The following is an 18,536-nucleotide window of genomic DNA, read 5'->3' as shown; positions in this document are numbered from 1 at the left end:
GCGTTTTTTCAGTTCTCCAACAACCGCAGTAAACCCTGATCATCTACGTCAACTGTGATCGCGTCATAACTGGCAATCGTCGCATGTGCCGTTTCCAGCGGATGCTGATGAGTAGTGGTAATGATCATCAACGGCGCACCTGCCGCTTCCGCTGCCTGAATGCCCACTGCCGCGTCCTCGAATATCAGGCAATCACGCGGTTCAACCCCGAGGCGTTGCGCCGCCAAGCGATAGCCGGCGGGATCCGGCTTGCCGGCCTTGACATCTTCCGCCGTAATCAACACCGCAGGCGCGGTAATGCCGGCGGCGGCCATGCGCCGCAACGCCAGATCCCGCGGTGCCGACGTGACCATCGCCCAGCGCTGCGCCGGCAGACTGTTGAGAAACGCCGCGGCGCCGGGAATCTCGACGATGCCTTCGACGTCATCAATTTCCGCAGCGGTAATGAACGCCGCTTGCGCTTCGGCATCCACCCCCGGCAGGTTCAGACGGGTGATGGTGTCGATCGCCCGCGCACCGTGGATGGTAGGCAAAAACGCTTCGACATCGACGTCATGGCGTACTGCCCAGGCCGACCAGATGCGCTCTGCAGCGGCGATGGAATTGAGCACGGTGCCGTCCATGTCGAACAGGAACGCACCGAACGCGCGGTCGAAAACAGAAGTTTCAGCAGACAAAAGGGCAAATCCTCTGACAGGGGGGCGGGCAAATTCGCCCGCCAATGTAGCATCTGTCAATGCAGTTGCGGCGCCTTGGACTTGAACGCGTTTTCCACACAGTCGAGCAACTGACCGATCGCCCACGGCTTCTTGATGAATGCCACCGAATGCTTGACCCCCGAGGTTTCCGGGGTCTCATAACCGGACATGACCATCACCGGTTTTTCCGGCCAGCGGTCACCGACCAGATTGGCCAGGTCGGCGCCGTTGAGCGTGCCGGGCATGGTGATGTCGGTCAGTAACAGCGCAACGTCTGCTGCATGTTTTTCCAGATACAGCGATGCTGCGTCAGCGCTGGTTTGCGGTTCGACCTTGAACCCTTCCTCCTGAAGAATTTCGCAAAGAAACTCCAGAATCAACGGATCGTCTTCCACTACCAGAATCAACCCGCCAGGAAGGTGCGCGCTCGACGTAGGTGTAGGGCACATGAACAGCACTCCCCCGAATTACATTTTCGATTAGCGGTTTGGATCCGCTGCTTAACTGGTATGAGCAGTGGGCTCTGTAGAAATTCACTTTTGATACAGGACTTTTCGACAACGAGCTTTTCAGCGGTTATGGATCGACGTTCGCAACCTGGCAATTGTGGTTAAAATGCCGGCCCATTCTGCTTGCCGATCCTGCCCGATGACCCCTGAAGCCCTCGCCACCCTCCACGCCCATTTGCTGCCGGCACTTGCCGCCGCCCCTGGCGAAACCCGTCGCCTGTTTCATGGACGCGGGCGCTGCTGGCCGGGGCTGGAGCAGTTGACGGTGGACCGGTTGCAAGGCGTGGTGCTGGTGTCGCTGTTCAAGGAACCGGCGCCTGAGCCACTGGAAGATCTGAAGCGCTTGCTGCTGGACATCACCGCCAGCGAAGAATGGCGGCAGTGCGGTGCGCATACTTTGTTGATCCAGCATCGCTATTTGCCGCAAAGCACCGCCGAATGGCTGCTCGGCGACGAGATCGAGGAAATGACCATCGTCGAGGGCGGCTTGCAATACCGCGTCGACCTGGGGCGCAAGCAGAACGCCGGGCTGTTTCTCGACATGCGTTACGGGCGCGACTGGGTACGCGAACAGGCAAGCGGCAAACGCATACTCAATCTGTTTGCCTACACCTGCGGTTTTTCGGTAGCGGCCATCGCCGGCGGCGCCAGCCATGTGGTCAACCTCGACATGTCCCGCGCGGCGCTGAGCCGCGGTCGCGACAATCATCGCTTGAATGGCCATGACCTGAGCAAAGTCAGTTTCCTCGGCCACGATCTGTTCAAGTCGTGGGGCAAAGTGATCAACAGCGGCCCGTACGATCTGGTGATCATCGATCCGCCGTCGTTCCAGAAAGGCAGCTTTCTGCTGACGAAGGATTACCAGCGCGTGCTCCGGCGCCTGCCGGAATTGCTCACGGCGCAGGGCAGCGTACTGGCGTGCATGAACGACCCGGCGTTCGGCTCGGACTTTCTGATCGATGGCGTGACGCGGGAAGCGCCGCAGTTGCGCTTTGAACAACGGCTGGAAAATCCGCCGGAGTTTCCGGACATCGATGCGGAGAGCGGCCTGAAGGCGCTGGTTTTCCAGCGCAACACCTGACTAACGCAAGTTTTCTGAACAACACCTATCTCCTGTGGGAGCGAGCCTGCTCGCGAAAGCGTCCTGTCAGTCGCAGCGATGTTGACTGAGCTAGCGCATTCGCGAGCAGGCTCGCTCCCACAGGGTTAGCGTTTTGCTGGAGAAACTTGGCTGGTGCAGCGCAAACAACCGGGATGCCATTGACTGCCATCCCCCTGCGCAACATCAATCAGGCGTCGAGTCGGCGCGAATCGAGCGCCATGTGGCTTGCGCCAGTACTTCGCGATATTCCATCGGGCTGCCCTTGACCCGCCCCGCCAGCCACGCCCGGCAGTAGCTGTCGGCCTGGCCGATGATCAGCGATGGCAACAATTCGAAGGGCAACTCGCGCAGTTCACCCATGCGCCCGGATTCGCCGAGCCATTCGCGCAGGCGCCGATTGCGCGTTTTGTTGCGCTCGGCCAATTCAACCTTGAACGGTCCCTTGGTCACGGCAAATCGTGCGTGATACTGAAAGCGTGCCCATTGCGGCTGGCGCTCGACCCAATCCAGATAGCTGAACACCAACGCTTGCACGCCTTCTTCGGTGCTTTGCGCGGCCTCCAGATATTCATCGCGCAACCGCGTCTGATCTTCCAGCGCCGTGAAAAACAGCGCCGCGACCAAGCCTTCCTTGTTGCCGAAATGGTGATAGATCGCGCCGACGCTGGTGTCGCACTCGGCACGAATCATCTCGATGGTGGTGGCTTCGATCCCCTGTTCGTTGAACAGGTCGAGCGCCTTGCGAAAGATATCGCGCTTGAGCTCGGCGCGGCGGCCGGGGTAACTGCGTTCAAGTAGATCTGCGGTGTCCATGCTGCTCACAGCCTGAAAGTTAAAAGGAAAGACATGCTGGTGCCCGGAAAAAAGCCTGCACAGGTTGACAGATTTCCCGCAGACAGAATACCGTTCCGTTACAGAATATTGTTCTGTAACGGAACATAATTCTGCTTAACCACTTATCGCGAGGCGTTTCCCATGAGTCAATCTCTCAGCATGTTCAACAGCGTCGGCTCCGATGCCTTCAGCAAAATGGCCTGCCAGTTCGCCCCCTACTTCAGCACGATCAACCCGGTCATCAGCGAACTGCGCCCGAACGCCGCCACCGTTCAAGTGCCGTTTCGCAAGGAAATCACCAACCACCTCGGCACGGTCCATGCGATTGCCATGTGCAACGCGGCAGAACTCGCTGGCGGCATGATGACCGATGTCTCGATCCCGGACGGCGCGCGCTGGATTCCCAAAGGCATGACCGTGGAATACCTGGCCAAGGCCAAAACCGACGTGACGGCAGTGGCCAGCGCTGAAGGCGTGGATTGGCAAAGCGAGGGTGACAAGGTGGTGATCGTCGATATTCACGATACCGAGGGCAAAAAGGTCTTCACGGCGCGGATCACCATGAACGTGAAGCTTGGCTGAATAGCCGGGTTTAGCGGGAGCCAGCCCTCACCCGGAGGTACGGGCGCCGATCCCGGTTGGCTGCCGACCTGATCGTTCCCACGCTCCGTGTGGGAATGCAGCCCCGGACGCTCCGCGTCCATAGCGTCACGAGGGATACTCCGGCTAACTCAGTGCAACGTCAGCCGCTGGCGAACGAATTCTTCGGTATGGCGGGTCGTCTGATCCAGATGCCGGTCACGCTGCTTCTCGGCATCGAGCATGGCGCGCTTGCCGTTTTTTTGCAGCAGATAGGTATGAATCTGCTGAACCTCAAGCGAGCGATAAATCGGGGTGGTGTCGATAAATCCGCGCAGGCCGTTGCTGCGGTAGTGCCGGGTGCTCATCAATACCTGGGTTTCGCGCGAGCCGATTACCTCGAAACCCAGCGCCTCGAAATACGGGACTTTGCCAACGCTGCACGTCAGTTCGGCATGCGGGTAGCGCCCGACCATCTCGCCGATCATTGCCCGCGCCACACCCTGGCGCCGATGTCCTTCGCGCACGGCTATGTAGGCGACGCTGCACGCTTCCCAGTCGCCCTGCACCGGCAGGTACAGAAGAAAGCCGATCACCTGCTCCGGGTCGTCCTCGTCAGTCGCCACCAGCAACTCCACTTCGGTGCCCTTCTCGCCGTTCAACGCCTCGAGATACAGATGCACCTCATAACCCACCGCGTACTGATAGACGTTGTACAGCAGGTTGCTCGGACCAAGGCCGACGGCGCTGATGTCGGTCAGGTAGTCGACGACCATTTGCAGAATCTGACTGTTGACGCCTTCGGGGCATGGGGTCTTGTAGTGGGTGATGCGTGGCATGACAGGCGAACTCCGGCGGAAAACCGCGACATCATACCTTGTGGATGGACAGAATCTGCTGATGGCAGCTCACCGTCACTGCTGCGGCGCGACGACCTTGAATTTGATCGCGATCTCTCTGGACACCACCGAGTCCGCCCACTCACCCGCGCCAAGGCCGAACTCGTCGCGCTTGAGGATCATCTCGCCGTCGAACACACCGATGCCACTGCCCGGTTTCAACTCCACAGGCACCTGCACAGCGCGCGTCATGCCTTTGAGCGTGAGCTGGCCGTCGACCAGATAGCGATGCTCGGCCACTTCGGTGAAGCGCGTCGACTGAAACACCGCGACAGGAAATTGTGCAGTATCGAACCACGCCGGTTTCACCAGTTCGGTGTTGGCGTCTTCACTGCCGGCATCGATGCTGGTGAGGTCGATATGCAGCGTAGTCCGGGCGCCATCGAGGCGGGTGCTGTCGAAATCCAGCACCGCCTCGAACTTGCCAAAGGTGCCATACATCGGCGCGCCCATTTGCTTGTAGGTAAAGCTGATCTGGCTGGCGGTGGTGTTGACCCGGTTGTATTCGAGCGCCTGCACAGCGGTCGTGGCACACAGGCAAAACGCGGCAGCCAGCAGCAATCGGATCGACATGAAATTCTCCAGGCTGGGCTCGCTATCAGGGCGCCTCGATTGACTTAAGCAAACAACCGGTCGTTACGCCAACTCTCGCCGGGCTAAACCAACCGCTCGATCTTCTGATGCCGCCAGACCAGTTTGTAATACAGCGTTTGCAGCACCAGCATGCCCAGATAGGCCACCGGAAACGCCATCCACACGCCCTGCAAACCAAACTGGCCGTCGAGCCAATACGCCGCCGGCAGTTGCACGCCAACCACACAGATAATTGCAATGACGACCGGCACCAGCACCGTGCCGCTGGCGCGCATGATGCCGCCGATGATCGCCTGGAAGCCGAACACCAACAGGCTCCACAACATGATGTGCAGCAGATGCTCGGCCATCGCCCGGGTCGAGTCGTCGGTAAGGAACAGCCCGAGCAACCAGTGCGATAGCAGATAGCCGAGAACGATCAAGCCACCGGTCAGGCACACGTTGATCACAAGGCCCGTGCGCAGGATCGGGCCCATGCGTTCCAGCCGTCCGGCACCAATGGCCTGCGCGCCAAGAATCGATGCGGTGATCGCGATCGACAACGCCGGAAACTGCACGTAGTTGACGATCTGCGTCACCGCGCCATAAGCCGCGGTTGCTTGCGAGCCGTGCTGGTTGACCAGTGCCAGAATTACCAGCTCCGACAGCGACAGCACGATCATCTGCACGCCGGTCGGCAGACCGATGCGCAGCACCTTGCCGAGAATTGCCCCGTCGAGTCGCAGGGCAGCAAAAAACTCCCGGTCCGGCGCCAGCGGATGCCCCTTGCGAATCAAGCGCCACGCCAGCCAGGCCATCGCCGACAGGTTTCCGGCCAGCCCGGCATAGGCCGCGCTTTGAATACCCAGTTGCGGCAAGCCGAACCAGCCGCGAATCAGTGCCGGCGTCAGCGCCAGACCGACGCAGGTCGAAACCATCAGCGCCAGCAGCGGGGACAGCGTATCGCTGACCCCGCGCAGCAATTGCGTAAACAGCACGAACACCAGCAGCGACGGCAGAATCCACAGCATCACATGGGCGTACGCCACCGCATCGTCCAGCACATCCACCGGCGTTCCCAGCCCGGTCAGCGCCTGTCGCGCAAACACGCTGCCGAGCACCGCCGCGAGCAAACCGATCAATACGCCCAGCAACAGCGTCGCGCCGGCAATGGCCTTGACCATGTGCGGTTCCCGCGCGCCCCAGGCCTGACCGATCAGCACACCCGCCCCTGCGCCGAGGCCGATCACCAACGCAATGAAAAAGAACACCACCGGAAACATCCCCGACACCGCCGCCAGTGCCTGGGTGCCGAGCATCTGGCCGATATAGATGCTGTTGACCGTGCCCGACATCGATTGCAGAAAATTCGACAGCACCATCGGCGCAAGGAACAGCAAATAGGTTTGCCAGAGCGGGCGGTGGTCGGCGACTTGCATTGAGGGGAGGTCCATCTCTACGGCGGAAGGGTTGATGGAGGATAGCTTCGATGAGTTGCGAGCGGTGTGCAATTAACATTTCCGTTCGCTGTTTATCAGCGGTTCAAACATTGGCTAAACAATCGCTGACGGCAGTAGGTAGCGTGCCACGGGCTGTGGTAAACAACACCCACGCCCATTTTTCTGCTTGAGGTCTGTTCATGCCGCACGTTGCCAATTTGCTGACCGCTACCCTTCTCACCCTGCTCGCCACTACCGTTCAAGCCGCCGCGCCCGCCGAAACCTTGAAGCCGTTGGTGCAGACGCTGAATGAACGCCTGAACATCGGCGACCTCGTGGCGCTGACCAAATGGGACAGCGGCAAGCCGATCCAGGACAGCCCGCGTGAAGCGCAAGTCATCGCCAACGCACGGACGCTGGCCACTGAGCGCCAACTCGACCCGCAAGACATTGCGCAATTGCTCGCCGCGCAAATGGAGGCGAACAAGCTGGTGCAGTACGGTCTGCTCGCGAAATGGCAAGCCGCCGGTGCCGCGCCGGACACGCCGCGTCCCGATCTGGGCAAGCAGATCCGCCCACGTCTGGATGAGTTGCAAACACGGCTGCTGCAACAGTACGCCGACTTCGCGCCGTATCGTCATGACGCCGATTGCCCAAAATGGCTGGCCAATGCCCGCAACGGCCTGACCCGGGATGCGCTGCATGATCTGGCGTTGACCCGTGCGACCGGTGAGCTGTGCATTCGGCCGGTAGCGCCGTAATCAACAGCGTACGCAGCTCTTCCAAAAGCACAGGCAAGCCAACCTGAGACTGCCGGGCAATCCACACGCGACTGGCCCCCGCCGCCCATTGCGCATACCATTCGCCGACAAAAATCAGAACAGACCCTGCCTGCCATGCTCAAAGCCAGTCTGCGTAGCCACCTCACCCTCTGGTTCGCCGGTTTGTCTTTGCTGACACTGTTGAGCGTGGGCTTCTATGTCGGCCACATCGCCACCGAGCAGATGAAGCAGGCCAGCGGCAATGCGCTGCTCAATACCGCGCGCGCGGCGGCGTCCTTGTTGGGCGAACAACTGCGCGAACGCCAGCTGGAGGTTTATCTGCTCAGCCGTGCGCCGCATCTGGAACGCGGCGATCTCGACAACCCCGCAATCCTCAAATCGATGCAATTGCGCACCGAGGCCCGCGCCGAGTATGCGTGGATGGGCGTCACTGACGCCGAGGGCAAGGTGCGTCAAGCGGTGGGCGGTTTGCTGGTCGGCCAGTCAGTGCAGCAACGGCCGTGGTTCCGGGCCGGGCTGGACGGTGAGTACACCGGTGACCCGCATGAAGCCGTGCTGCTGGCGAAAATGTTGCCCGGTCTGCCCAACGGCGAGCCGCTGCGCTTCATCGATTTTGCCGCGCCGATCCATAACGCCGAAGGCGGGGTCATCGGCGTACTGGGCGCACATGCACACTGGAGCTGGGCGACCCGCATGGTCGAGTCGGCGGCGTTCGCGCATAAACATTCTGCGCCGGACATCGAAGCGTTGATCATCGATCACGATGGCAAGGTTCTCTATCCGGAAGCACTGGCTGGCCAGCAAGTGGCGACGGCTGACGAGGAATTGCAAGGCTGGACGGCGAGCAACGGTTTTCTGACCAGCACGGTCAGCGTGCCGACGCCCTCCAGCACGGCACTGACCTGGTCGATTGCGGTGCGTCAGCCATTGCAAACCGCACTGCAACCGGCACGCCTGCTGTTCTACAAATTGCTGATTCTCGGCGTGTTCGCGGCGCTGGTTTTCGGCCTGGTGGCCTACTATCTGGCGCTGTATCTGAGCCGGCCGATCGAGCAGCTCGCGCACTCGGCCCGGCAGGTGCAGAACAAACAGACCGGTGTGCAATTTGCCCTGCAACACCCGGTGCAGGAAATCGCGCAGCTCGGCCAGTCGATCGAGGCCATGACCCAGTCGCTGCTGGCCAAGGAGCGCGAACTGCAACAAGCCAATGCTTCACTGGAAGCCACCGTCGCACAGCGCACCGCGGCGCTGACCCAGGCCAATGCCGAACTGCTGAGTCTGGCCACCCACGACGCCTTGACCGGCGTTTATAACCGTCGTCGTTTCGACGAAAAACTCACCGAGTACACCCTGCTGTTTCGCCGCACCGGTCGGCCGTTCTCGCTGCTGCTGATCGACGCCGACCACTTCAAGCACATCAATGACACACATGGTCACGCCATGGGCGATGCCGTGCTGCAACAATTGGCGCAACTGATCCAGGCCAGTGTGCGCACCACCGACTTCATCGCTCGTTACGGTGGTGAAGAGTTCGCCGTGCTGCTGCCGGAAATCGCCACCCCCGATACACCCGAAGTGGTCGCCGAAAAGATCCGCGCGGCCATCGCCAGCGCAGATTTCCCCGGCATCGAGCAGGTCACGGTGAGCATCGGCATCGGCCTGGCCGACCCGGCCGACAACAGCCATGCCGCGCTGCTCAAACGTGCAGACCAGCAGCTGTATCAGGCCAAGGCGAACGGTCGCAATCGGGTGGCTTGAGCAGGCGTTGCTCAGATATTGCTTCGGCGTTGTAGCTGGAAATTTCCGCAGAACTTACTGCGAAAACGTCTGCAGATACGCCAGCAGATTATCCAGCTTCTCCTCGTCACTCAGTCCCCAGAAAATCATCCGCGTGCCGGGCACCACGCCTTTCGGGTCTTTGAGGTAGGCAATCAGCGTGTCGCGATCCCAGGTCAGCCCGGAGTTTTTCATCGCGTCGGAATACACATAGTTCGCGGAGGTCCCGGCCGGTCGACCGAGGATGCCATTGAGTTGCGGGCCAAATCCGGGGCGGGCCGATTCGCCGACCTGATGGCAGCCACCGCACAGGCGCGGAAAGATTTTTGCCCCGGCTTCAGGGTCGCCTGCGGCCTGCGTGAGAGGACTGAGCAGGCCAGTGCCGAGCAGCAGCGCGAGGGTCAATGCAGCAGTGTTGTTCATCGCAAGTTCGGTTCCATTTCAACGGGCGGCGCAAGGTTAGCATTTTGTGTTTATAGATAAGCGCCGAGGATCTGGCGGATTTTCCTCAGCGCCTGACGCAGTACATCGATATCTACCGAGCCCAGTGCCAGGCGAATCGCATGCGGCACATGGCTCGCCACGGCGAACGGTTCGGCGCTGGTGACCGAAATCTGTTCGCGCATCAATTCGACGACGATCTGGTCGGCGCGCACGTCCTCGGGCAGCGGTAGCCAGAGGAAATACGAGGCCGGATGGCCAATGCAAGGCAGGCCTTGGAGCACCTCGGCGGCCAATGCTTGCCGGGCCTTGGCGTCGTTGCGCTTCTGCGCTTCAAGCAGCGTCACGGTGCCGTCGTCGAGCCAGCCGCAGGCGATGGCGGTCATCACGCCCGGAGTGTTCCAGGTTGTGGCGCGGATCACCCGCTCCAGCGCTGGCACCCGCTCGAGCGGTGCGGCAATGAAACCGACGCGCAGGCCCGTGGCAATATTTTTCGACAGGCCCGAGACGTACAGCGTGCGCTCCGGCGCCAGATCGATCAGCGTGCGCGGTGGGTTTTCCACCAGAAACGCGTAGGCCGCATCCTCGATCAGCGTCAGATGATACTGCCGGGCGATCGCCACCAACTGCTCGCGCTGCGCCAATGGCGTCACCCAGCCCAGTGGGTTGTGCAGTGTCGGCATACAGTACACGGCGCGCACCGCGCGGTGGCGACAGAGCTTTTCCAGAGCGTCGAGGTCCGGTCCCTGAGCGCCGGACGGGATCGCGACAATCTCCAAATGCAGCGCTTCAGCCAGGACTTTGAAGCCGGAATAGGTCAATGCGTCGGCGGCGATCACGTCGCCGGGTTTGAGCAGCGCCATCAACGTCACCGCCAGCCCCTGCTGGGCGCCGTTGACGATCAGCACTTGCTCGGCCGTGACCTCGACGCCGCGGCTCAGCAAATGCCGGGCGACCGATGCGCGCTCGTGGCTGCGACCGGCGTGTGGCTGATAGCGCAGCAGCGCTTCAAGGTCGCCCGACAACGCCAATTGGCGCAGCGCGGTGCGCAATAGCTCCGCCTGCCCGGGCAATGACGGGTAGTTGAAATTGAGGTCGATCATGCCGACCGCCACGTCTTTTTGATCGATGCCCTGCCCCGGCGCCAGCGAAGTTTCACGGACAAACGTGCCGCGCCCGGTTTCGCCGCTGACCAGGCCCATGGACTCAAGCTCGGCATAAACCCGCGACGCGGTGACCAGCGCCAGCCCCTCTTGCGTCGCCAATTGCCGGTGGGTCGGCAAGCGTGTACCCGGTGCCAAACGCCCCGAACGGATGTCCGCAGCGTAGGCGTCGACCAGGGTTTTATAACGGGAGCGCGGCATGTCGAGGTGTATCCATGACAATTTTTTGATTGTGCTGATTCTCGGCCCTAGCATCGGCGCAACGCAACTCACTTGTCGAGCGTGAATTCGTATGGATCGGACCGCAAACCTGCCCAACCCGGCACTGGAAAAAACCAGCGGCTGGATCAACGGTTTCATCGGCGTGCTGATCTTCAGCGGCTCGCTGCCGGCCACGCGTCTGGCGGTGCTGGAGTTCGATCCGGTGTTTCTGACGGTGCTGCGCGCCGCCATCGCCGGGGTGCTGGCCATGGTTCTGCTGGGGTTGTTCCGCCAACCACGGCCGGCGCGCATTCAATGGTTGTCGCTGCTGATTGTCGCACTCGGCGTGGTGTTGGGTTTTCCACTGCTGACCGCGTTGGCGCTGCAACACGTCACGTCGGCGCATTCGATTGTGTTTGTCGGATTGCTGCCACTGGCCACGGCGATTTTCGGCGTGCTGCGCGGCGGTGAGCGGCCACGTCCGGTGTTCTGGCTGTTTTCGATTCTCGGCAGTGCGCTGGTGGTCGGTTTTGCCCTGGCGCAAGGCCTGACTGCCTCGCCCACGGGTGACCTGTTGATGCTCGCGGCGATTCTCGCCTGCGGCCTCGGTTACGCCGAAGGCGCGAAGCTGTCCCGCGGTCTGGGGGGCTGGCAGGTGATTTGCTGGGCACTGGTGCTGTCGTTGCCGCTGATGACCATAGCCAGTGTGTGGCTGGCGCCCGCCTCGTTCGGCACGATCAGTCTGCCTGCGTGGCTCAGCTTGGGTTATGTGTCGCTGTTCAGCATGCTGATCGGTTTTGTGTTCTGGTATCGCGGCCTGGCTCAGGGCGGGATCGCAGCGGTTGGTCAGTTGCAATTGCTGCAACCGTTTTTCGGTCTGGCGCTGGCAGCGACCCTGCTGCATGAACAGGTCAGCCTCGGCATGCTGGCAGTGACGCTAGGGGTGATTCTCTGTGTCGCCGGGGCGAAAAAGTTTGCGCGATGATTATTCCAAAGCGGCCTTCCATTCGCGCGGACTGAGCCCGGTTTTGCGGCGAAATGCCCGGGCCAGCGCTGAAGGACTTTCGTAACCGACCTCCTCGGCGATCAGCGCAATCGGCCGGCCTTCGCGCAGGCGTTTCTGCGCCAGACTGACGCGCCAGCTCAGCAGATAATCGGCCGGCGTCTGCCCGACCACCCGGCGAAACTGTTCGGCAAAACCGGCACGGGACAGGTTGGCGAGCGACGCCAGCTCGGCCACGCTCCAGGGTTTGTGCGGTTGCTCGTGCATCAGGTTCAAGGCGCGCGACAAGCGCGGATCGGCGAGCCCGGCGAGCATCCCCGGTTGTTGCTCACGGCTGCTGATCAAGTGGCGCAACAGCAGAATCACCAGCAATTCGAACAGCCGATCCATTACCGCCACGCGCCCGCAGTGGCCTTCGAAGGCTTCCTTGAACAGCCATTCGAGGGTACTGCCCAGTTCGGCAATGTCGGTCAGCTTCAGCACCAGATAATCCGGCAGTGCCGCCGCCAGGGCATTGCCGGAGCCGCCGTCGAACGTCAGCGATGCGCACACCAGCCGGGTGTCCATGGCTTCGTCGGCGAGCATGCGATGAGTAAAGGGCCGCGGGAAAAAGATCAGCGACGGCTCGGTCAGCCGCATTTCGCGCTCACGACCTGGCTGCAACAACAACTCACCCGCCTGCAACAGATGAACATGGCCGACCGGCTCGTCCTCATGCACGCTGACGCCACAAAACGCGCCGCTGTGAAAGGTCCCGGCGTTCACGCCGAAATGGCTGAGCAAGGTTGACAGGCGATCCATGGGCGACTCCGGTTTTGTTGGCTGCTTGGGGTGTTTCAACGCTGGTTCCGCGTCGAGACTTTCGCGAGCAGGCTCGCTCCCACCTTGAAATGCATAATTCTGTGGGAGCGAGCCGGCTCGCAAAGGCGCCCGCCCGGTCGATAAACCCTCCACCAAGCGCTTATCTGGACGATCTGCAGCATATCCTCGACGATTTGCCGCCAAAGCACCAGTCACGCTCAATAACATGGCCTCCATCCCCGGCGCACTCTGCACCGGTACTTCGGAGAATCACCATGAGCCGCATCAACGCTATCAGCCTCGACACCGCCACCGACGCCACCCGCCCTGTGCTGGAAGGCGTGAAAAAGAAAATCGGCTTCCTGCCGAACCTGTTCTCCACACTGGCCAAGGCGCCGGTCGCCCTCGACACTTACGTGCAGGCCTCGGCCATCCTCGGCAAGACTTCCCTGAGCGCCCAGCAAAAAGAAGCGGTGTACCTCGCCACTTCGCAGGTCAACGGTTGCGACTATTGCCTGGCGGCGCACACCCTGTTCGCTGGCAAGGCTGGACTGTCGACCGAGGACATCGTCGCCGCCCGTCACGGCGAACTCAACGCCTACGCCGCCCTCGCCCGGCAACTGGTCGAAACCCGCGGCCACTTGAGCGATGAGCAGATCGCTGCGGCCCGCGCCGCCGGTATCGATGACGTGAAAATCATTGAAGTGATCGCGCTGGTAGCGGTGCAGACCCTGACCAACTACCTGAACAACACAGCGCTGACCGACATCGATTTCCCCGCCATCGAAGTGTGATAACCCGTTGGCAAAAACACTGTGGCGAGGGCGCGAAACCCTCGCCACAAATCGTTTTGTCCAATGCATCGTGCCATGATGCGCGAAGGCCCGGCCCCACCCGCGCGCCAACACCGCACAGGTGCGCTGAAACCAAATTCCGGCACAAGGGTCTTCTTCACATGCTGACGTCAGGATAGACACGATCCCCATGAAAGACTGGTTACAGGACCACGGCGCGATGGCCGAGCAGATTCGACGGCACGATTGGGCAAACAGCCCGCTCGGACCGTTGGAAGACTGGCCCGATGTGCTCAAGACCACGGTCTCGCTCAGTCTTGCCTCGCACTTCCCCCAGGCGATCATCTGGGGCCCGGAACTGATCACCCTGTACAACGACGCGTTTGTGCCGATTCTCGGTGACAAGCCGAACGCATTGGGCCGGCCGTTCAGCGATATCTGGAAAGAAGCCTGGAGCGAGATCAGCCCCATCGCCGATGCGGCTTATGCCGGGCGCGCTACCTATATCGAAAACTTCGCGCTGATGATCGAGCGCGGCCGCGGCCCCGAGCAGGCCTATTTCACCTTCTGTTACAGCCCGATTCGCGATTCTCTTGGCAATGTCGTCGGGATGATCGACACCGTCACCGAAACCACGCAGACCGTGCACCTCAACCAGCGCCTGGTGGTCCTCGATGCGATCGGCAAGGCGGTGACCAATGCCACTGAGGCGCAGGACATTCTGGCGACGAGCACGCGGCTCATGGTCGAGCAGTTGCAACTGTCCAATTGCGCTTACGCCGACATGGATGCCGACGAAGACGGTTTCACCATTCGCGGCGACTACGCGGCGCCGGGCTCGCCAAGCATTGTCGGCCACTATCGATTGCGCGACTTCGGCGAAAAAGCCGTGACGCTATTGCGTGCCGGCAAACCGTTGGTCATCCATGACAACCGCAGCGAATTGCCGCCGGAGGAATCGGCAACGTTCCAGGCGATCGGTATCACCGCGACTATTTGCGTGCCGCTGATCAAGCAAGGTCGCCTGACTGCTCTAATGGCCATCCATGACAAGGCGCCGCGGGTCTGGTCGGAATTCGAACAGGCGCTGTTGAGCGAAGTCACCGAACGTTGCTGGGCGCACATCGAGCGGGTGCGCGCCGATGCCAGCGTGCGCGAAGGCCTCAACGCGCTGGCCGAACTCAACGCGACGCTTGAGCAGCGGGTCGAGGAGCGCAGCCTGCGCCTGGCCCATGCGGAATCAGCGTTGCGCCAATCGCAAAAACTCGAAGCCATCGGCCAGCTCACCGGCGGCGTCGCGCATGACTTCAACAATCTGCTGACGATCATTCGCTCGTCGGTGGATTTCCTGCGCCAGCCCAACCTTTCCGAAGAGCGCCGCCAGCGTTATATGCGCGCGGTGTCCGATACGGTTGAACGCGCCTCCAAGCTGACCAGCCAGTTGCTCGCCTTTGCCCGCCGCCAGCCGCTCAATCCGCAGGTGGTCGATGCCGGCGAGCGTCTGGAAAATATTGGCGAAATGCTTGAGTCGGTGACCGGTGCGCAGATTCATGTTTGCGTCGAACGGCCTGATCACCCCTGCTATATCCGTGTCGACCTCAGTCAGTTCGAGACCGCGCTGATCAACATTGCCCTCAACGCCCGCGATGCCATGAACGGCCAAGGACTGTTGAAACTGCGCCTGGAATGCAACAAGCCACTGCCAGCGATTCGCGGCCACGCCGGCTCCGGCGGGCAATTCGTGTCGATTGCTCTGGCGGATAATGGCCCCGGCATCGATGCGAAGACTCTTGAGCACATCTTCGAACCGTTTTTCACCACCAAGGATGTCGGCAAGGGCACCGGATTGGGCTTGTCGCAGGTGTTCGGCTTTGCCAAGCAATCGGGCGGCAACGTCGATGTGTCCAGCGTGCTCGGTGAAGGTTCGGAGTTCACCCTGTACCTGCCACAAGTGCCTGCCAGCGAAGTGGAGTGCAACGACGCAGCGGATGATGGCGACGCAGAACCGTTGCACGAAAAGCGCCGGGTGCTGGTGGTTGAGGACAATCTTGATGTCGGCCGCTTTGCCAATCAGATTCTGCAGGACTTGGGCTACGAGACGGTCTGGGCGACCAACGCCGAAGAAGCCCTGCAACTGGCCGGTGCCGACGCCATGGCCTTCGATGCGGTGTTTTCCGACGTGGTGATGCCGGGCATCACTGGCGTCGCTCTAGCCAAGGAGCTGCGCCGGCGCCGCCCGGATCTGCCGGTGATTCTGACGTCCGGCTACAGCGAAGAACTGGCACGCAGCGGTTACGAAGGATTCGAGTTCATCGCCAAGCCCTACTCCGCCGATCAGGTCTCGCGCATTCTCGGCAAGACCTGGCTCAAGGACGCGCCCGGCGCAGCCTCAGTCGTGATCGACGCCGGCACGCTTGAGTAACTTCTTGCAGCGCTCCGACAAATGGAACACCTGCAAATGCTTGCCGGCCTTGGCGTAGCGTTCACGCAAGGTTTTCAGCGCGGCGATCGCTGAATAATCGACAAAGCTCAGATGCCGGCATTCCAGCGTCACCCGGTCTGGATCATTGGCCGGGTCGAACTGGTTGAGAAACGGCGTGGTCGAGGCGAAGAACAATGTGCCGTGCAAGCGATAGAGCTTGCTGCCGTCGGCTTCCAGATGCTCATCGGCGTACAGTTCGCGCGCCTGCTGCCAGGCGAAGTTGAGCGCAGCAATGACGATGCCGCAGAGCACGGCAGTAGCCAGATCGGTGAACACGGTGATGGTAGTCACGGCGATGATCACCAGCACATCGTTGAACGGCACTTTGTTGATTACTCGCAACGATGCCCAGGCGAAGGTCTGCTGCGACACCACAAACATCACGCCGACCAGCGCTGCCAGCGGAATCCGCTCGATCAGCGGCGACAGGAACAGGATGAACAACAGGATCAGCACGCCCGCGACCACTCCGGACAAACGCCCGCGCCCGCCGGAACTGAGGTTGATCACGGTCTGGCCGATCATCGCACAACCGCCCATGCCGCCGAAGGCGCCCGAAACCATGTTCGCCGCGCCAAGCGCCACGCACTCGCGATCCGGATAGCCGCGGGTTTCGGTGATTTCGTCGGTGAGGTTGAGGGTCAGCAGGGTTTCCAGCAGACCGACCAGCGCCATCAGGATCGCGTAAGGCGCGATGATGCCGAGGGTTTCGAGATTCCACGGAATATCCGGCAGCGCAAAGGTTGGCAAGCCGCCAGCAATGTGGGCCATGTCGCCGAGGGTACGGGTCGGCAGGCCAAACAGATAGACCAGCAAGCCGACACCGAGGATCGCCACCAGCGCCGGCGGCACAGCGCGAGTCAGGCGCGGGAGGATGTAGACAATGGCCATGGTCAGCAGCACCAGGCCGGTCATCAGGTACAACGGCGTGCCGCTGAGCCAGTCTTCACCGCTCTTGAAATGCTCCAGTTGCGCCAGGGCAATGATGATCGCCAGCCCGTTGACGAACCCGAGCATCACCGGGTGCGGCACCATGCGCACCAGTTTGCCCAGACGCAGCAGCCCGAACGCGATCATGATCAGACCGCCGAGCAAAACCGTCGCCAGCAGATACTGCACACCGTGCTGCACCACCAGCGCGACGATCACCACGGCCATTGAGCCTGCGGCCCCGGACACCATGCCCGGGCGCCCGCCGAACAGCGCCGTGAGCGTACAAATAATGAACGCGCCATACAGGCCCATCAGCGGATTGAGGTGCGCCACCAGCGCAAACGCAATGCATTCGGGCAACAGGGCAAACGAGGTGGTGAGTCCGGCCAGGACATCGGCGCGCAGACGAATCGGTTTCATGGCTTACCTGACTGAGCGGCCGACGCGGCGACCGCAGGTGTTCGGAAAAAGAGGGGGGCGAATGTTACGGAATTGTTCCGCGTCGGGCCAGTGATCGCTGACAGGTGTCGAGCCGCGCCTTATGCTGGCGCCTCATTTTTTGGTTGAGCTCGACATGTCGTCATCATTGACCGCCCGCGAGGTTTGTCAGCGTCTGCGTGAAGCGGCGCTGGGCGTCCTGACGTTCAAGGTCTGCGCAGGACCTGATGCGACTGGCCTGATCACGGTCGATATCGAAGGCTGGCGCCTGCTGCTGGATTTTGCCGGTCAACGATTACATCACTGTGAATACGCCTGCAGTCCCGAGGGCCATGAGGGCGCGCTTGAATCGTGGCAGCGTTATGGCACGGATCCGGTGAGTCTGCTCAGTACCTGGGAACTGGCGCAGGTTGAACGGTTGTTGCAGGACAAGTGAACGAGGTTGCCCAATAGTGGCACTGTGCCCATAATTCGCATCCCTCTAGATATATACGCAAGGAATTGCCGTGAAGAAGTCTCTGTTGCTGCTCCCGATGCTGGCGCTGTTGCTCCAAGGGTGTGGCATGACCATGACCCGCTACGAGCCGAGCTACGAAAACGTGCAGAAGCTCAAGCAAACCCCGCCACTGAATGCGATCAGCAATCCTCAGGTCACCGCCGAATCCGGTGAGGGTTCACTGGTGGTTCGTGCCAACCCGATCAGCTCGCCGTCCGGCAGCATTCCGGCGCATATTCAGGACGCAATCACTGAAGAGCTGCGCAAGGCCGGTTTGCTCGACCCGCAGGCTCAACGTCACTTGAACGTTCTGGTGGTGAAAAACGAACTGTCCGCCGGCATGGGTACGGGCGATGGCAAACTGGCGGCGCGGTTCACCCTGCTCAAAGGCAAAGACGTGGTGTACGACGCGACCAAGACTGTCAGCAGCCAATGGAGCAGCAGCTTCTTCGGTTTCATTGCGATCCCGAACGCGGTCAATGCTTACAACCCGATGTTGCGTGACCTGCTGAAAGACTTGTACAGCGATCCACAATTCATTCAGGCGTTGAAATAACAGGTAGAAAAAAGAGCCGCAATTGCGGCTCTTTTTT

The 18,536-nt window shown here is 61.1% G+C and carries 19 protein-coding genes; 9 read left to right on the top strand and 10 right to left on the bottom strand.

The window, feature by feature from the left end; all coding sequences use genetic code 11:
- Positions 1–8: 8 nt before the first annotated feature.
- Positions 9–677, bottom strand: coding sequence for an HAD-IA family hydrolase (locus J3P75_RS10955; protein ID WP_434710379.1), 669 nt, complete (start codon positions 675–677; stop codon positions 9–11).
- 56 nt (positions 678–733) lie between these two features.
- Positions 734–1,147: a response regulator gene (locus J3P75_RS10950; RefSeq protein WP_090284276.1), complete on the bottom strand. Its 414-nt coding sequence runs from the start codon at positions 1,145–1,147 to the stop codon at positions 734–736.
- Positions 1,148–1,346: 199 nt separating this feature from the next.
- On the opposite strand from J3P75_RS10950, the gene J3P75_RS10945 reads away from it, so the two are divergent.
- Positions 1,347–2,288: a class I SAM-dependent methyltransferase gene (locus J3P75_RS10945; protein ID WP_434710376.1), complete on the top strand. Its 942-nt coding sequence runs from the start codon at positions 1,347–1,349 to the stop codon at positions 2,286–2,288.
- A gap of 204 nt (positions 2,289–2,492) precedes the next feature.
- On the opposite strand, the gene J3P75_RS10940 is transcribed toward J3P75_RS10945, so the two are convergent.
- Positions 2,493–3,122 carry a TetR/AcrR family transcriptional regulator gene (locus J3P75_RS10940; RefSeq protein ID WP_434710374.1) on the bottom strand — a complete coding sequence of 210 codons (630 nt, stop codon included), beginning with the start codon at positions 3,120–3,122 and terminating at the stop codon, positions 2,493–2,495.
- 162 nt (positions 3,123–3,284) lie between these two features.
- On the opposite strand from J3P75_RS10940, the gene J3P75_RS10935 reads away from it, so the two are divergent.
- Positions 3,285–3,725, top strand: a complete 441-nt coding sequence (locus tag J3P75_RS10935) for a hotdog fold domain-containing protein (RefSeq protein WP_434710373.1) — start codon at positions 3,285–3,287, stop codon at positions 3,723–3,725.
- Positions 3,726–3,874: 149 nt separating this feature from the next.
- On the opposite strand, the gene J3P75_RS10930 is transcribed toward J3P75_RS10935, so the two are convergent.
- The 3 genes from J3P75_RS10930 to J3P75_RS10920 all read right to left on the bottom strand — a co-directional run bounded on the left by J3P75_RS10930 (position 3,875) and on the right by J3P75_RS10920 (position 6,633).
- Positions 3,875–4,561, bottom strand: coding sequence for a GNAT family N-acetyltransferase (locus J3P75_RS10930; RefSeq protein ID WP_434710371.1), 687 nt, complete (start codon positions 4,559–4,561; stop codon positions 3,875–3,877).
- 75 nt (positions 4,562–4,636) lie between these two features.
- Positions 4,637–5,194: a YceI family protein gene (locus tag J3P75_RS10925; RefSeq protein ID WP_434710369.1), complete on the bottom strand. Its 558-nt coding sequence runs from the start codon at positions 5,192–5,194 to the stop codon at positions 4,637–4,639.
- 83 nt (positions 5,195–5,277) lie between these two features.
- Complete coding sequence (locus tag J3P75_RS10920) at positions 5,278–6,633, bottom strand: MATE family efflux transporter (protein ID WP_434710367.1); 1,356 nt, start codon at positions 6,631–6,633, stop codon at positions 5,278–5,280.
- A 200-nt stretch (positions 6,634–6,833) separates the two neighbouring features.
- Here J3P75_RS10920 and J3P75_RS10915 point away from each other — a divergent pair, with 200 nt between their 5' ends.
- Positions 6,834–7,394 (top strand): chorismate mutase, encoded by a 561-nt coding sequence (locus J3P75_RS10915; protein WP_434710365.1) that lies wholly within the window; start codon positions 6,834–6,836, stop codon positions 7,392–7,394.
- Positions 7,395–7,529: 135 nt separating this feature from the next.
- The gene (locus J3P75_RS10910) at positions 7,530–9,173 is read left to right on the top strand and encodes a sensor domain-containing diguanylate cyclase (protein ID WP_434710363.1); all 1,644 of its coding nucleotides are present in this window, start codon (positions 7,530–7,532) and stop codon (positions 9,171–9,173) included.
- 54 nt (positions 9,174–9,227) lie between these two features.
- Here J3P75_RS10910 and J3P75_RS10905 read toward each other — a convergent pair whose 3' ends face one another.
- Both J3P75_RS10905 and J3P75_RS10900 read right to left on the bottom strand, forming a co-directional pair.
- The gene (locus J3P75_RS10905) at positions 9,228–9,614 is read right to left on the bottom strand and encodes a c-type cytochrome (RefSeq protein ID WP_434597255.1); all 387 of its coding nucleotides are present in this window, start codon (positions 9,612–9,614) and stop codon (positions 9,228–9,230) included.
- Positions 9,615–9,664: 50 nt separating this feature from the next.
- Complete coding sequence (locus J3P75_RS10900; RefSeq protein ID WP_434710361.1) at positions 9,665–10,996, bottom strand: PLP-dependent aminotransferase family protein; 1,332 nt, start codon at positions 10,994–10,996, stop codon at positions 9,665–9,667.
- Positions 10,997–11,087: 91 nt separating this feature from the next.
- On the opposite strand from J3P75_RS10900, the gene J3P75_RS10895 reads away from it, so the two are divergent.
- Positions 11,088–11,981, top strand: coding sequence for a DMT family transporter (locus J3P75_RS10895; RefSeq protein WP_434710359.1), 894 nt, complete (start codon positions 11,088–11,090; stop codon positions 11,979–11,981).
- Here J3P75_RS10895 and J3P75_RS10890 read toward each other — a convergent pair whose 3' ends face one another.
- Positions 11,982–12,800 carry a cupin domain-containing protein gene (locus J3P75_RS10890; RefSeq protein WP_434710358.1) on the bottom strand — a complete coding sequence of 273 codons (819 nt, stop codon included), beginning with the start codon at positions 12,798–12,800 and terminating at the stop codon, positions 11,982–11,984.
- Positions 12,801–13,075: 275 nt separating this feature from the next.
- Between J3P75_RS10890 and J3P75_RS10885 the strand changes: the two genes are divergently transcribed.
- Together J3P75_RS10885 and J3P75_RS10880 are read left to right on the top strand one after the other, a co-directional pair.
- Complete coding sequence (locus J3P75_RS10885) at positions 13,076–13,594, top strand: carboxymuconolactone decarboxylase family protein (protein ID WP_434710356.1); 519 nt, start codon at positions 13,076–13,078, stop codon at positions 13,592–13,594.
- 190 nt (positions 13,595–13,784) lie between these two features.
- Complete coding sequence (locus J3P75_RS10880; RefSeq protein WP_434710355.1) at positions 13,785–16,016, top strand: response regulator; 2,232 nt, start codon at positions 13,785–13,787, stop codon at positions 16,014–16,016.
- Here J3P75_RS10880 and J3P75_RS10875 read toward each other — a convergent pair.
- Positions 15,984–17,429, bottom strand: a complete 1,446-nt coding sequence (locus J3P75_RS10875) for a SulP family inorganic anion transporter (protein ID WP_434710353.1) — start codon at positions 17,427–17,429, stop codon at positions 15,984–15,986. The two genes, J3P75_RS10880 and J3P75_RS10875, sit on opposite strands and share 33 nt — an antisense overlap.
- Before the next feature lie 154 nt (positions 17,430–17,583).
- On the opposite strand from J3P75_RS10875, the gene J3P75_RS10870 reads away from it, so the two are divergent.
- Together J3P75_RS10870 and J3P75_RS10865 are read left to right on the top strand one after the other, a co-directional pair.
- The gene (locus tag J3P75_RS10870; protein WP_434710351.1) at positions 17,584–17,883 is read left to right on the top strand and encodes a DUF7693 family protein; all 300 of its coding nucleotides are present in this window, start codon (positions 17,584–17,586) and stop codon (positions 17,881–17,883) included.
- A 70-nt stretch (positions 17,884–17,953) separates the two neighbouring features.
- On the top strand, positions 17,954–18,499 hold the full coding sequence (locus J3P75_RS10865) for a hypothetical protein (protein ID WP_434710349.1): 546 nt from the start codon (positions 17,954–17,956) through the stop codon (positions 18,497–18,499).
- Positions 18,500–18,536 lie beyond the last annotated feature (37 nt).

The organism is Pseudomonas sp. R1-1, assembly GCF_051132135.1.
Lineage (GTDB): Bacteria > Pseudomonadota > Gammaproteobacteria > Pseudomonadales > Pseudomonadaceae > Aquipseudomonas.
Note: the sequence above shows the minus strand (reverse complement) of the source record. Positions and strands in the feature narration are given on the sequence as shown.